At 45.8% G+C, this 15,114-nt stretch carries 14 protein-coding genes; 8 read left to right on the top strand and 6 right to left on the bottom strand.

Annotated features, from left to right (window positions below; genetic code table 11):
* The first annotated feature begins 40 nt into the window (after positions 1–40).
* The 5 genes from ribF (at position 41) to ispH (ending at position 6,015) form a co-directional block, all read left to right on the top strand.
* Positions 41–976, top strand: a complete 936-nt coding sequence (gene ribF, locus R7O12_RS15170; protein WP_017636167.1) for a bifunctional riboflavin kinase/FAD synthetase — start codon at positions 41–43, stop codon at positions 974–976.
* 64 nt (positions 977–1,040) lie between these two features.
* On the top strand, positions 1,041–3,869 hold the full coding sequence (ileS, locus tag R7O12_RS15165; RefSeq protein ID WP_017636166.1) for an isoleucine--tRNA ligase: 2,829 nt from the start codon (positions 1,041–1,043) through the stop codon (positions 3,867–3,869).
* A 73-nt stretch (positions 3,870–3,942) separates the two neighbouring features.
* Complete coding sequence (gene lspA, locus R7O12_RS15160) at positions 3,943–4,449, top strand: signal peptidase II (RefSeq protein WP_005385948.1); 507 nt, start codon at positions 3,943–3,945, stop codon at positions 4,447–4,449.
* 144 nt (positions 4,450–4,593) lie between these two features.
* Positions 4,594–5,025 (top strand): FKBP-type peptidyl-prolyl cis-trans isomerase, encoded by a 432-nt coding sequence (fkpB, locus tag R7O12_RS15155; protein WP_005381922.1) that lies wholly within the window; start codon positions 4,594–4,596, stop codon positions 5,023–5,025.
* Between the two features lie 24 nt (positions 5,026–5,049).
* Positions 5,050–6,015: a 4-hydroxy-3-methylbut-2-enyl diphosphate reductase gene (gene ispH / locus R7O12_RS15150; RefSeq protein WP_017636164.1), complete on the top strand. Its 966-nt coding sequence runs from the start codon at positions 5,050–5,052 to the stop codon at positions 6,013–6,015.
* Between the two features lie 46 nt (positions 6,016–6,061).
* Here the strand turns inward: ispH and R7O12_RS15145 are convergent, their stop codons facing one another.
* From R7O12_RS15145 to R7O12_RS15130, 4 genes are all read right to left on the bottom strand, one after another.
* Complete coding sequence (locus tag R7O12_RS15145) at positions 6,062–6,535, bottom strand: low molecular weight phosphatase family protein (protein WP_318101987.1); 474 nt, start codon at positions 6,533–6,535, stop codon at positions 6,062–6,064.
* 71 nt (positions 6,536–6,606) lie between these two features.
* Positions 6,607–7,335: a two-component system response regulator BtsR gene (gene btsR, locus R7O12_RS15140; RefSeq protein WP_005381917.1), complete on the bottom strand. Its 729-nt coding sequence runs from the start codon at positions 7,333–7,335 to the stop codon at positions 6,607–6,609.
* Positions 7,336–7,366: 31 nt separating this feature from the next.
* Positions 7,367–9,037: a sensor histidine kinase gene (locus R7O12_RS15135; protein WP_318101988.1), complete on the bottom strand. Its 1,671-nt coding sequence runs from the start codon at positions 9,035–9,037 to the stop codon at positions 7,367–7,369.
* 193 nt (positions 9,038–9,230) lie between these two features.
* On the bottom strand, positions 9,231–10,715 hold the full coding sequence (locus R7O12_RS15130) for a carbon starvation protein A (protein ID WP_005381914.1): 1,485 nt from the start codon (positions 10,713–10,715) through the stop codon (positions 9,231–9,233).
* Between the two features lie 280 nt (positions 10,716–10,995).
* On the opposite strand from R7O12_RS15130, the gene R7O12_RS15125 reads away from it, so the two are divergent.
* Both R7O12_RS15125 and R7O12_RS15120 read left to right on the top strand, forming a co-directional pair.
* The gene (locus R7O12_RS15125) at positions 10,996–11,337 is read left to right on the top strand and encodes a DUF2799 domain-containing protein (RefSeq protein WP_005381912.1); all 342 of its coding nucleotides are present in this window, start codon (positions 10,996–10,998) and stop codon (positions 11,335–11,337) included.
* 113 nt (positions 11,338–11,450) lie between these two features.
* Entirely contained in the window at positions 11,451–11,723 is a 273-nt protein-coding gene (locus tag R7O12_RS15120) for a hypothetical protein (protein ID WP_053350226.1), read from the top strand.
* A 51-nt stretch (positions 11,724–11,774) separates the two neighbouring features.
* Here R7O12_RS15120 and murQ read toward each other — a convergent pair whose 3' ends face one another.
* Positions 11,775–12,704 (bottom strand): N-acetylmuramic acid 6-phosphate etherase, encoded by a 930-nt coding sequence (murQ, locus tag R7O12_RS15115; protein ID WP_017636161.1) that lies wholly within the window; start codon positions 12,702–12,704, stop codon positions 11,775–11,777.
* A 36-nt stretch (positions 12,705–12,740) separates the two neighbouring features.
* Positions 12,741–13,853, bottom strand: coding sequence for an anhydro-N-acetylmuramic acid kinase (locus R7O12_RS15110; RefSeq protein WP_158157247.1), 1,113 nt, complete (start codon positions 13,851–13,853; stop codon positions 12,741–12,743).
* A gap of 99 nt (positions 13,854–13,952) precedes the next feature.
* Here R7O12_RS15110 and nagZ point away from each other — a divergent pair, with 99 nt between their 5' ends.
* On the top strand, positions 13,953–14,936 hold the full coding sequence (gene nagZ, locus R7O12_RS15105; RefSeq protein WP_064369000.1) for a beta-N-acetylhexosaminidase: 984 nt from the start codon (positions 13,953–13,955) through the stop codon (positions 14,934–14,936).
* Positions 14,937–15,114: the final 178 nt, after the last annotated feature.

Here is a 15,114-nt window from a genome sequence, read left to right as displayed (position 1 = left end):
ACACAGTGTAAAGTAAAACAGAGGCAGAAAGCAGTATCCAATGGAACTGATTAGAGGCATTCACAATATCAACCCGCGACATCATGGTTGTGTGCTGACTATTGGCAATTTCGATGGTGTCCATAAAGGCCATCAACAAGTATTGCAGCAAGTGTCTGAGCAAGCGGACAGGCTATCCTTGCCTTCTGTTGTGATGACCTTTGAACCTCAGCCGATGGAGCTGTTTGCCAAAGACAAGGCACCTGCAAGGTTGACTCGATTACGCGATAAGTTCGTGCAATTGAGTAAGCTCGATATTGACCGCTTACTGTGTGTCAATTTCAATCGCCATTTTGCAAATTTAACCGCGGAAGAGTTTATCCGTGACTTGTTGGTCGAGCGTTTGGGTGTTAAGTTTCTTGTCGTTGGTGATGATTTCTGCTTTGGCAAAGGCCGTACAGGTAACTTTGCAATGCTGCAGGAAGCAGGGGAAAAATACGGCTTTGATGTCGTAAGTACCCAGAGCTTTTGTTTACAACAATTACGTGTCAGCAGTACGGCTATCCGTCAAGCGCTGGCGCGTGACGATTTGCATTCCGCGCAACAGATGCTGGGAAGAAACTACAGCATCAGCGGTCGTGTTTCTCATGGAAGAAAGCTAGGTCGAACCATTGGGTTCCCTACTGCAAATATTCCTTTGAAACGCTGTGTTTCTCCGGTTTCCGGAGTCTATGTTGTTCAAGCGCTTGGCTTAGGAAATAAGCCAGTTGGTGGTGTTGCTAATATTGGTCAAAGACCAACCGTCAATGGTGTTCGCCAACAGTTAGAAGTGCACTTATTCGACTTTCATGCCAATTTATATGGCAAGCAACTAGAAGTGGAACTTTTGCATAAACTTCGAGATGAGCAAAAGTTTGAGTCGTTTGAAGCACTTAAACAACAAATTGAATTGGATGCTGAAGCAGCAAGGGTGTGGCTGCGTCAGCTTAAGCGTTGAGCGGTTTATTCCACCGTTCAACATAATGTCTAATTTTCGCCCAATATAACGGAATTAAGAATCGATGAGTGAGTATAAAGATACCCTGAACTTACCTGAAACAGGGTTTCCAATGCGCGGCAACCTGGCCAATCGTGAGCCAGAAATGCTTAAGCGTTGGTACAAAGAAGATCTTTACGGTGAAATCCGTAAAGCTAAGAAAGGCAAAAAGTCATTCGTATTGCACGATGGCCCTCCTTACGCAAATGGTGACATTCATATTGGTCACGCACTAAACAAGATTCTTAAAGACATTATTATTAAATCCAAAACACTTTCAGGTTTTGACGCACCTTACATCCCAGGCTGGGACTGCCACGGTCTACCAATCGAATTAATGGTAGAGAAGAAAGTAGGTAAGCCAGGCCAAAAAGTGACAGCAGCGGAATTCCGCGAGAAATGTCGTGAATACGCAGCAGGTCAGGTTGAAGGTCAGAAAGAGAGCTTCAAACGTCTTGGCATCATGGGTGAGTGGGACAAGCCATACCGCACTATGGATTTCGCAACTGAAGCGAACATTATTCGTGCTCTTGGTAAGATTGCAAGCAATGGTCACCTTCTAAAAGGTTTCAAACCTGTTCACTGGTGTACAGACTGTGGTTCTGCTCTTGCTGAAGCGGAAGTAGAATACAAAGATAAAGTATCGCCATCTATCGACGTTCGTTTTAAAGCGGCTGACGAAGCGGCACTGCTATCTAAATTTGAACTGACAGAAGGTCATGAAGGTCACGGTGACGTATCTATCGTTATCTGGACAACAACACCTTGGACACTGCCTGCAAACCGCGCAGTATGTCTACGTGATGATCTAGAGTACGTGCTTATCCAAACAGAAGGCGACAACGCTGAGCGTATCATCGTTGCTGCTGAGCTAGCGAAAGACGTAATGGATCGTGCGGGTATCGAGCACTTCCACAACCTTGGCTTTGCTAAAGGTGCGGACCTAGAGCTTTCTCAATTCCAACACCCATTCTACGATTTCACTGTACCGGCGATCCTTGGTGATCACGTTACGACTGATTCAGGTACTGGTGTTGTTCACACTGCTCCTGGTCACGGTCAAGAAGACTTCGCGGTTGGTAACAAGTACAACCTAGAAGTAGCAAACCCAGTTGGCTCAAACGGTGTTTACCTACCAGATACAGAGCTATTTGCTGGTCAGCACGTATTTAAAGCGAACGATGCAGTAGTAGAAGTACTAAAAGAAAAAGGTGCACTACTACACCACCACGCTTACGAGCACAGCTACCCACACTGTTGGCGTCATAAGACCCCAATCATCTTCCGTGCTACACCTCAATGGTTCGTTTCTATGGACCAAGCTGGCCTACGTGCTAAAGCATTAGAGTCAATCAAGAATGTAGAGTGGATGCCTGAGTGGGGTCAAAGCCGCATCGAAGGTATGATCGAAGGTCGCCCTGAGTGGTGTATCTCTCGTCAACGTACTTGGGGTGTGCCAATTGCTCTGTTTGTTCATAAAGAAACAGCAGAACTTCATCCAAACACGCTAGAGCTGATCGAGAAAGTCGCTAAGCTGGTTGAAGAGAAAGGCATCCAAGCATGGTGGGATGTAGATGCCGCTGAACTACTAGGTGCTGACGTTGACCAATACGAAAAAGTGCTAGATACGCTAGACGTATGGTTCGATTCAGGTGTCACTCACTTCTCTGTTGTTGATGCTCGTGAAGAGTACAACGGCAACAGTGCAGACCTATACCTAGAAGGTTCTGACCAACACCGCGGTTGGTTCCAATCTTCTTTAATTTCATCTATTGCGATGAAAGACGAAGCACCTTACAAACAAGTACTGACACACGGTTTCGTGGTTGACGGTCAGGGTCGTAAGATGTCTAAATCTATCGGTAACGTGGTTGCGCCAAAAGACGTAACCAACAAGCTAGGTGCTGACATTCTTCGTCTATGGGTTGCTTCTACAGACTACACTGGTGAAGTTGCGGTTTCTGATGAAATCCTAAAACGCAGCGCAGATGCGTACCGTCGTATCCGTAACACAGCGCGTTTCTTCCTTGCTAACCTAAGCGGCTTCAACCCTGAAACAGACATCGTTCCTGTTGAAGAGATGGTTGCGCTAGATCGCTGGGCGGTTGGTCGTGCACTAGCAGCACAAGAAGAGATTGTTAAAGCATACGAAGAGTACAACACACACGGTGTAACTCAGCGTCTAATGCAATTCTGTTCAATCGAAATGGGCTCTTTCTACTTAGACGTAATTAAAGACCGTCAGTACACAGCAAAACGTGGCGGCAACGCTCAACGTAGCTGTCAGACTGCACTTTACTACATCGTAGAAGCGCTAGTTCGTTGGATGGCGCCAATCATGTCGTTCACTGCAGATGAAATCTGGAACGAAATGCCAGGTCAACGCGACAAGTTCGTATTCACTGGTGAGTGGTTCGACGGTCTATTCGGTCTTGCTGAAGGTGAAGAGCTGAACAACGAATTCTGGTCTGAGATCCAAGCGGTTCGTGGTGCGGTAAACAAACTTCTAGAAGATGCGCGTAAAGAGAAAACCATTGGTGGTGCACTACAAGCTGAAGTGACTCTATTTGCTGATGACGCACTAGCGGCGAAGATCAACAAACTTGAAGATGAACTGCGCTTTGTTCTACTAACCTCTGCGGCGAAAGTTAAGCCTCTAGGTGAGAAGACGGATGCAGCACAAGCCACAGATATCGAAGGCTTGTTTGTAGAAGTAGCAGCAGCTGAAGGCGAGAAGTGTGACCGTTGTTGGCACCACACGCCAGACGTAGGCACAATTGAAGGTCACGAGAAGATCTGTGGTCGTTGTGTGTCTAACGTAGACGGCGAAGGTGAAGTACGTAAATTCGCGTAATTGCCTAGAACGACTGAACTTTTTTTAAAATTAACAGCCCCAGTATTTACTGGGGCTGTTTGTAGGTAAAGTAATGAGTGAAAAAGCACTGACGTTAAAGCAATCTGGAGTTCGCTGGCTGTGGTTAGCAATTCTGGTATTTATTGCAGATATTGGCATCAAATTGGTGGTGATGGACAACATGGGCTACGGATGGGCAAACCGAATTGAGGTGTTGCCATTCTTCAACCTACTTTACGTTCATAACTACGGTGCCGCTTTCAGCTTCTTGAGCGATCAAGCTGGTTGGCAGCGCTGGTTATTTACAGGTATCGCGTTTGTTGTTACGGGTCTTTTGACCTACTGGATGAGTAAGCTTCCAGCAAAAGAAAAATGGAACAACATTGCTTATGCACTGATTATTGGTGGTGCAGTGGGCAACGTGTTTGACCGCGTCGTTCATGGCTTTGTTGTTGATTACCTAGACTTCTTCTGGGGTAACTACCACTGGCCAGCATTCAACCTTGCTGACATGGCGATCTGTATTGGTGCGGCAATGATTATTCTGGATGGCTTCCGTAAAAAAGACGCTGACAAGTAATCTTTTGCGGTATATCGAATAACCCTAAGCGTCGTCCGTTGATTCGAGCGATGCTTTTTATTATGTTGGAGCGCCAATCAGCATATCAATGTATAAAAAGACCAAGCTGACAGCGTAATAACCCAAGAACAAGGAAGCATTAACGTGACAACAATAACCAATGAATCGGTAGTAACCCTTCACTTTACGATTAAAATGAAAGACGGATCGGTTGCAGATAGTACTCATAACATGGGTAAACCAGCGAAATTTGTTATGGGTGATGGCAGCTTGAGTGAAAACTTTGAGCAGTGCTTGATAGGCCTCGAAACAGGCGCACAAAAAGCGATTGAGCTAAAGGCAGAAGACGCGTTTGGTATGCCAAACCCTGATCATATTCACTATATGGATCGCACTAAATTTGTAGGTGATGCAGAAGTGGAAGTTGGTACAATCATGGCCTTCAGTGGCCCTGATGGCATGGAAATCCCGGGCATTATTACAGAGATTGCAGGCGATTCAGTCACTGTGGACTTCAACCATCCTCTAGCGGGACAAGACGTGACTTTCGAAGTTGAAATTTTGTCAGTAGAATAGCGAACCAAATAAAAGATAACTTCCATGAGCAATGAAATGAAAATCCTGTTAGCTAACCCACGTGGTTTCTGTGCTGGTGTTGACCGCGCGATTAGCATCGTAGAGCGTGCGCTAGAGATGTATCAGCCACCTATCTATGTTCGACATGAAGTGGTGCATAACCGTTTTGTGGTTGAAGGTCTAAAACAGCGTGGTGCTATCTTCGTTGAAGAACTGCACGAAGTGCCAGACAACAACATTGTGATTTTTTCTGCTCATGGTGTATCGCAGGCGGTTCGTCAGGAAGCGAAGCTGCGTGATTTGACCGTATTTGACGCAACGTGTCCTTTAGTAACCAAAGTGCATATGGAAGTGGCGCGTGCGAGCCGTCGTAATATGGAAGTGGTTCTGATTGGTCACGCAGGTCACCCTGAAGTCGAAGGTACGATGGGGCAATACGCCAGTGAAACCGGTGGTATGTACTTGGTTGAAACTCCAGCCGATGTCGAGAAACTGAAGGCGATTGTGAAAGATCCATCCGATCTTCATTACGTAAGCCAAACGACGCTTTCTGTCGATGAAACTGCCGATGTTATCGAAGAGCTACGCCGCGTGTTCCCAGATATCCAAGGTCCACGTAAAGACGATATCTGTTACGCGACACAAAACCGCCAAGATGCCGTACGTGAATTAGCTGGTGACGTAGATGTGATGGTTGTGGTGGGTTCTAAAAACTCATCAAACTCTACACGTCTTAAAGAGCTAGCTGAAAAGCTAGGGACACCTGGCTACTTAACCGACTGTCCGGAAGATATCAAACCTGAGTGGTTCGAAGGCAAAACAAAGGTCGGCGTGACTGCGGGAGCATCTGCTCCGGAAGAGCTCGTTAATCAGATTCTAGAGCGAATCAAAGAACTCGTCGGTGCCGAAGCGGTTGATGAAGTACTTGGCCGTGAAGAGAATATGTTCTTTGAAGTACCTAAAGAACTGCAAATCAAGCAAGTGGATTAGTCTCCATTTATCGAATATTCAAAAGGCGACCTGTGGGTCGCCTTTTTTACATCTCTCTTAACTCATTTAGGTAATCACGAATTTGGTCTTTTCCTAAACCATCGATAATCATATCAGACATCTTCGTGATTCTTCGCTCAAGCGACTGAGCAACCTTTTCGCAATGTGCGTACATGTCTTCATCAGAACCATCGGTCGGAAAAGCATCAACTTGCCAGTTTACTCGAACACCACCTGCAAGCCACTGAGGAGCGGTTTCTTGATGTAAAGAATCACAGAGAATAATAACGATGTCGGGAAGAAACTGAGTTCGCTCCTCCCATGAATGCGTGTGGATATGCGGAATGGGGAGTTGGTGGTCATCTAAATATTTTTGCACCACTGGGTGCACCTTGCCTGTGGGATGTGAGCCTCCACTGGTGACATTAAAATCTGCTGGCAGGATATTGGTTGCGATTGACTCCGCGAGGACGCTTCGTCCAGCGTTGTGCTTACATATGAATAAAACTTTATACATCATCGCCTCGTCTTTTCAGAGCGTCCTATTTATACGCTAGCGGAAACTCAGCGATGATGTGTGAAGTTTTTGTGTTAGTGGCTAATGCCGAGCATCTCTTTGAGCACCTTTAAGTAGCGGCGGCTTACTGGTATCTCAAAGCCTGTTTTGGTGATGATTTCCGCTAACCCATTTTCCAGTAACTTGATTTCGCTAATCGCTTTAATACTGACTAAGTATTGACGATGGCAGCGGACTAGAGGGGTTTTCTCTTCCAACGTTTTTAATGTCAGTTGGGTGCTCGCGGTTTGGCTGGTGGAGCGTACATGCACGCCGCTGATATCACTGTAAGCACATTCCACCGTGTCGGTGGCCATGATAACGATGCGGTTGTGTCCGATGCACGGTATTTGATCCAACGTGTCAGGTGTAATAGCAGACAGTTGTTGCGTTAGGGCGGATTGGCTAATGACTTTGTTTAGTCGTTTTACCGTTTTAGTTAGCCGGCATGGGTCGACAGGTTTGAGCAAGTAATCAAAGGCATTGTCTTCAAATGCTTGAATCGCATACTGATCATAAGCCGTGACAAAAACCACATAAGGCATGGTTTCTGGATCAAGCATCCCTAGTAATTCAATCCCCGTGACTTGAGGCATTTGGATATCGAGAAACACCACATCAGGCTTGAGTTCATTGATTTTTTTTAGGCCGAGGATTGCGTTTGAGGCATCGCCCACGACCTCAACTTGGCCTGTTTCATCCAGTAACTCTGCTAGCTCTTCACGAGCAAACTGTTCATCATCAATGACGAGTGCGGTTAACATCCAACATTACCTTTATTGCTTCAGCGTGCTTTTATGATTTTGGGGGAATGATAAAGCTCATTTTAGTAAATTGATGTGGCTCGCACGTAATTTTTAGCGCTGCATCACGTCCAAATTGATTAGTGAGACGCTTGTCGACAATTTCTAAACCTAGCCCTGAGTGGTTTTCTTTTGGCGGCTCAAAACTGCCTGCGTTGTCTTCGACGGTAATCAAGTGACCTTGTGGGTGTGCTTCGCTGTATATATGAACTTTACCACCTTCAAGCATGTTTGAAATGCCATGCTTAATGGCATTCTCAACCAAAGGCTGGAGTGTAAAGCTTGGTAATTTGATGTCCAGCAATTCAGGTTGAATATCGATTTCAACCTCTAAGCGGTCCGTAAAACGCGCTTTTTCGATGCTCAAGTACGAGTTCACATGTGCAAGCTCTTCCTTTAACGTCACGGTATTAATGTTCTGCTTTAAATTGCTGCGGAAGAAGTGCGATAGATTTTGGATTAGCTCGCGCGCTTTGTCAGGGTCACGACGAGTAATCGCACTAATAGTATTGAGTGCATTAAACAAAAAGTGTGGATTCACCTGAGCGTGAAGCAATTTTATTTCTGCTTGGGCGAGTAAGGCTTGTTGTTGTTGGTAATCGCCATAAAGGATTTGGCTAGATAGAAGCTGGGCTATTCCTTCCGCCATCGACATGTTGGCCGTCGAGAACAATTTACGCTTCGGTTCATACAGCTTTATGGTACCAATGACCTCTTTCCCTGCACGCAGTGGGATGATCAGCGCAGATCCGAGCTTGCAATCTTTTGCAATGGAGCATTGGTATGGACGCTCCGCGCCATCAAGATAAATGATGTCGTTTTTCTCCATGGAGTCTAATGTGCTTTGCGATGAAATCGGCGTGTTTGGTTTATGGTGATCATCGCTAATACCCACAAACGCCAAGATTTTTTCTTGGTCAGTAATCGCGACAGCGCCCACTTTGGTTTCTTCGTAAATAATACGCGCGATTTTCTCTGCGTTTTCGGTGTTGAAGCCGTTGCTTAGAATTCCCACTGAGCGATCAGCAATGGTGAGCGCTCGACGCGAAAACGTCGCAGAAAACTTTTCAAAGATTGCTTTTCTGTCTTGCAGGATACTCATGAACAACGCCGCACCAAATGAATTCGCGATGATCATAGGCGCTGCAATAGCGGACACCAGTTCATAGGCTTGATCAAAAGGTTTCGCGACGGCGAGCAGCAAAATCATTTGCACCACTTCTGCAACAAACGTGACGCTGAATACGACGCTTGGATTAAACAGCAATGCGCCTTTATTTCGCTTGATAAGGTAAACGTGGAGTAAGCCACCAATTACGCCCTCGGCGGTGGTTGAAATTGCGCAGGCTAGGTCAGTAAAGCCACCAAGAGAGTATCGATGGATGCCACCAGTAAATCCGACGGCGAAACCTACAACAGGTCCACCAAACAGCCCGCCCATAACTGCGCCGATCGCACGAGTATTGGCAATAGCATCGTTGATGTGCAGACCGAAATAGGTGCCGAGAATACAAAAGCCAGAGAAGAGTACGTAACAAATTAGGCGGTGGCTTAAGCGCGAAGAAATACTCAGCAAAGGTAAGATGATTGGCGTTTTACTTAGCATGTAAGCCAAAACTAAGTACACACACATCTGTTGTAAAAGGGAGATGACCAGTTCCATAGTGAACCTAACCTAGAATCAATGTTGTTATTGTATACCTAAGTAACCTCAAGATGCTTGGCTCAGATAGATAAGAACAGCTAAGTAAATGATGCTGCGCTGTGCTTTCTGAACCTTAAAGTGACTTGGGTATAAAACAAAAAGAGCCTGCAATTGGCAGGCTCCTATCTTAGTCACTCAGATGTGACGAGTATTACGCTGTTTCTGATACGGCTTGTGGTTTCTCTTCGTCAGCCAGTTCAGTTTCACCTTTACCCTTAGAGGTTTTGATAACGTAACCTGTCACAGCTAGGGCAAACACAATACCTACGATAGTTGATAGTTGCATTGGCAGACCAAAACCTAGCGAGCTGTTGTTTAAGATGAACGTGACACATACCGTGGTCATGAAGATAGCTGGGATAGTGGTAATCCAGTGCAGCTTGTTGTGACGCAGAAGGTAAGCGGACGCAGTCCAAAGCATCATTACCGCTGTTGTTTGGTTTGCAAAACCGAAGTAGCGCCAGATAATGCCGAAGTCTACTTGAGTTAAGATACCGCCGATAACGAACAGTGGAAGTGCCATCAGTAGACGGTTACGTAGCGTTTTTTGTTCCATGTTGAAGTATTCAGCAAGGATCAAGCGGCTTGAACGGAACGCTGTATCGCCAGACGTAATTGGTAGGATAACCACCCCCAGGAACGCAAGGATACCACCGAACACACCTAGCAGACCAAATGATGCGCTGTATACCACGTTACCAGGGCCACCGTTTTTCACAGCTTCTGATAGAGCGTCTAGAGAGCCGAAGAAAGACAGAGCGATAGCACACCAAATTAGCGCGATAACACCTTCACCAATCATTGCACCGTAGAATACGAAGCGACCGTTTTTCTCATTTTCCATACAACGCGCCATCAGTGGAGACTGAGTTGCGTGGAAGCCAGAGATAGCGCCACATGCGATAGTGATGAACAATGCAGGCCATAACGGCATGTCATTTGGGTTGAGGTTAGAGAACATGTCCGAAACTTGGAAGTCACCCATTACTGTGTGTTCGCTAGAGAAAGCAACGGCTGTCATTAGGCCAACAGACATAAAGATAAGTAGGGCGCCAAACAGTGGGTAGAAACGACCAATGATTTTATCGACAGGAACAATCGTCGCAATGATGTAGTAAGCAAAGATAGCAATAACCATTGTAGTCATGCTTACGCTCAAGCTTGTTTGATCATTGATGAGGTTAGTAATCATGCCAGCAGGGGCTGAAACGAACACTACGCCAACTAGAAGCAATAGGACAATGGCAAAAATATTCATAAAGTGTTTTGCGCCATTACCTAGGTAGCGACCTGTAATGGTAGGTACAGATGCACCGCCGTTACGCACTGAAAGCATGCCTGAGAAGTAATCGTGTACTGCACCAGCAAAAATACAACCGACTACAATCCAAAGCATCGCCGCAGGACCGTATAGTGCCCCCATGATCGGGCCAAAAATTGGACCAACACCTGCGATGTTAAGTAGTTGAACTAGGTAAACTTTCTTTGTTGACATTGGAACGAAGTCAACACCGTCCGATTTGGTGTGAGCTGGCGTTTGGCGTTTTTCATTGATGCCGAAAATCTTCTCGACGAAAGCGCCGTAGATGAAGTATCCGCCGATTAGGGCTGCGACACAGGTTAGAAACCACATCATAGCAATTGTCCTTGGTCTTAGTTGGGTAGGGTAATTTTTTAATCTCAGGATGCATGTTATGCGTCGCTTGTGTTAAATGCATTCGGTTAGTAGATGAGTGGTCGAATAGAGCACTGAGTGGTCGATATGCTGCTTGAGCGGTTTTTAAAAATGGCGAAAGGTTGATGACAGTCTTGAGTGGCTGATTTGAGTCATCAGTGGTTCAATCTGCAAGCTCAGCGGCAAGCGCCAATAATTAGTGGTAAGCTTATTTTTGAAAACAATTACTTAAGGAATAACCATGAAAAAGGTAACGGTAGGTCTGGCACTGGCTTTACTTGCAGGATGCACAGCAACGACAGCAGATCTTGCCAAGTCGGGAGATTGGCATCAGATCGGATATCAAGATGGCATAACCGGACACACATCGCGCACGATGAGCGAGCTTCGTGAGTTGGGTAGTGTTAAGCAAAGTGACTACGACCAAGGTTATTTAGAAGGTTTACGTGAGTACTGTAATCCTGCTTTTGCGTATCAAATGGGGTTATCTGGTCAGTATTACGAAGGGGTTTGTGAAGGTACTGAGCAAGCGCAAAAATTCCGCATGGAATGGCAACGTGGTTGGAATGAATACTCAAATTAATAGTCAATAAAGCCGTTGTTACACTGTCTGCATCACATAAATGTGGCAAAATCTTCCTTATTAAACTATGTTCATACTGCTTGATAGTGAGCACAGAAAAAAGGAATCACATTATGTCAACGCAAATGGCTGGTGGCTGGAGTCCATTTCATGAACTCACAGCAGATAATAAAGAAGTATTTGCTAAAGGTATCGAGGGGTTTGTCGGTGTCAAATACTCCCCTTTGGTTGTGGCTACTCAAGTCGTAGCCGGACAAAACTATGCGTTTTTCTGTAATGCAGAAGTTGTCTACCCTGGAGCACAACCATACCCAGCAATGGTTCATATGTTCAGTGACCTTGAAGGTAAAGTCGGTATTACTCACATTGAACGATTGAACTACTAAATTAAGCCATAAAAGGCGCCTGACTTTTAAATAAGTGAGGCGCTTTATTGATTAAGATTGATTAGTTTGCGCGATCACGACTTTTCTTAAATATCCTTGCTTGGCGTTCAGTTGCTCAGTCGCGCTTTCTCTATCCAGCCCGGTTAAAATCATCAAAATCGCTAACTTGGCGTCGTAGTCCGTTTCTTTGAGCGCCGTTTTAGCCTCTTGGTTAGTACAATCTGTTGCTTGCATAACAATACGAGCCGCTCTTGCAACTAGCTTTGCATTCGTCGCTTTCACATCTACCATTAAGTTCTGATAACTTTTGCCCAGGCGAATCATGCTTGCGGTAGTGAGCATGTTTAGTACGAGTTTTTGTGCCGTCCCTGATTTTAAGCGAGTGGATCCCGTTAACGCTTCAGGTCCAACAACGGGGCTAATCGCAATATCAGCAATATCTGCAATCGGAGAGTCAGGGTTACAAGATAGTGCTACAGTGGTGGCACCAAGCTCGTTCGCATACTCTAAGCCACCAATCACGTAAGGTGTTCGTCCACTTGCCGCAATACCAACGACGACATCGCGTTGTGTTAGAGTATTCTCTTTAAGATCTTGCTCACCCAATGCTGGATCGTCCTCCGCCCCTTCTTTTGCACGGAACATTGCCTCTTTTCCACCGGCAATAATACCAACGACCATCTCTGGATCTGTGCCAAAAGTTGGTGGGCATTCTGAAGCGTCCAAAACGCCAAGTCGACCACTGGTACCCGCACCGATGTAAAACAACCGACCTCCGACCTTAAATGCTTCCGTGATCTTATCAACGGCTTCAGCGATCTCAGGCAACACTTTTTCAACGGCAAGAGGAACGAGTTTGTCCTGTTGGTTGATGCGTTGAACAATATCGAGAGAAGGCAGCAAGTCGATGTCCATGGTGTCTGGGTTTCGCCCTTCAGATACCAGATGGGATAAAGCTGCGATAAGTGCATCGTTCGTCATAATGAATTAAGCCTTTTTGTTTAGGATCTATTGCCCTTAATTTTTTGAATAGAGTACACCCAGTGAAGCGAGACGACTTGCCCCCGTAACTTCCGGTAAGTTGCTAGGGAGGCCGTGAATATGGCGCTGCGCAAGCCAAGCAAACGCCATTGCTTCCATGTAGTCGCCATCAACGCCTTTTTCTGCCGTTGTCGCAACGCTCCATTGTGGCAATAACTTAGCTAGTCGCTGCATCAAAAGTGGGTTTCTTGCTCCACCGCCACAGACCAATAGTTGAGGTGTGATGCCATGAGAAAACTTGTCGACTTCGTTGGCAATGGTAATTGCAGAATACTCGCAAAGTGTACGTTGTACGTCTTCGATTGGTAAATTGTGATGGGCCAGTTGTAGATGCAGCCAGTCAATATTGAACAGTTCTCGCCCGGTACTTTTAGGGGCAGGCATGGCGAGGTAAGCTTCTTTGAGTAATTGAGTCAACAAAGTAGCGTTTACCGTTCCTTTAAGTGCAAATTGTGCATCTTCGTCGAAGCTTTGCCCAGTATGCAGCGCACACCATGCGTCCATCAACATATTGCCCGGGCCTGTGTCATAGCCAATGACTGGTTGTTCTGGATGCAGTACCGAGATATTGGCAATGCCTCCAATGTTAAGTACCACAGTTGTGGAATCCTGCATCGCAAAAATGCTTTTATGGAAAGCAGGGACGAGTGGGGCACCTTGTCCACCTAGCGCCATGTCTTTACGACGAAAATCCGCTACCGTATCAATGCCTGTCTTGACCGCGATAATGTTGGCATCGCCCAATTGAGTGGTAAACGGCAAGTTTCCGGTAGGCTGATGGAACACTGTTTGACCGTGATTACCAATCGCACGAATTTGCTCTGCGACGTAACCAGACTTATTGAGCAGCTGTAACACGGCATCTGCAAATAGGTGGCCGAGCTGGTGGTCAAGTTCACCTATGGCTTTTAAATTTGTTGCTTGACCGGTACAAACAGATAACAGCATGTCTTTTAGTGCTGCGGGCATTGGGTAGTCGTCGTGCGCAATCAGACGAACGTGCTCATCGCTTATTTCAACTAGAGCGGTATCAACACCATCCATACTCGTTCCAGACATCACACCAATGTACAGTTCGTTAAATTTCATAGCCGATCTCGTCAATTCTTCATTCACTTATTGTAAAGCAAATCTGAAGCGAATAACCTCATCGAATACGAGATATTCAGCCGATTTTGAGGAGAAAACATGGGACCGTTATGGGTTGACGTTGCGGGGTATGAACTGACCGCTGAAGACAAAGAAATCTTGGAGCATCCTACGGTTGGTGGCTTAATTCTATTTGCTCGCAACTATCATGATAGCGAACAGCTTCAAGCACTTACTCAATCCATCCGAAAGGCGGCTAAGCGCCCGTTTTTGATCGGTGTGGATCAAGAAGGCGGCCGAGTGCAGCGCTTTCGTGAAGGTTTCTCATTAATTCCTGCTGCTGATGAGTACGCTAAACATCAAAATGGTGAAGAGCTTGCTCGTATGGGCGGTTGGTTAATGGCAGCAGAGCTGATTGCCCATGATATTGATTTAAGCTTTGCCCCGGTACTTGACCAAGGCCATCAATGTAAAGCGATCGGTAACCGTGCATTCGGTGAAGATGCCGATACCATTCTTCGCTATAGCACTGCTTATATGCAAGGAATGAAGAGTGTTGGCATGGCAACGACAGGCAAACACTTCCCTGGACATGGTGGCGTGATTGCAGACTCACATCTAGAAACACCATACGACGAGCGCAGTGATATTTTTGAACAAGATATGGCGATCTTCAAAGCGCAAATTGATGCCGGTATTTTAGATGCCATGATGCCTGCTCACGTGATTTTCCCACATTATGATGCTCAACCAGCCAGCGGTTCTGAATACTGGTTAAAACAGGTTCTGCGTCAGCAATTGGGTTTTAAAGGTTTGGTTTTTTCGGATGACTTGACCATGGAAGGCGCTGCGATTATGGGCAGCCCAGCCGAGCGAGGTGCTCAAGCATTGAGAGCTGGCTGCGATATGTTGTTAATGTGTAATAAACGAGAAGCGCACGTTGAAGTATTAGACAACTTACCGGTTTCAACCGTGCCACTCGCGGATGCATTACTGAAAAAACAGTCATTTTCTCCAAGCGAACTTAAGCTATCTCAAGAGTGGAAAGCGGCGAGTGAAGCGATGAAACGCTTGACTAGCTAAACCTCTTGTAAAAGATTCAAAACGGCGATGAGAAGCCAAAGTTAATTATGCTTTGGCTTTTTATTTAACTGTAAACTTTAATTTACACTAAATGTTTTTTATTATGTACGCTTGTTTTTCTTTTTTAGCCTGTTATCTTGTCGTTAAAGCTTAGTTGTCTCACCAAGGGTTTGGTTGG

This window comes from Vibrio sp. Vb1574, from assembly GCF_033338675.1.
This window is presented reverse-complemented; position numbering and strand designations above follow the sequence as displayed.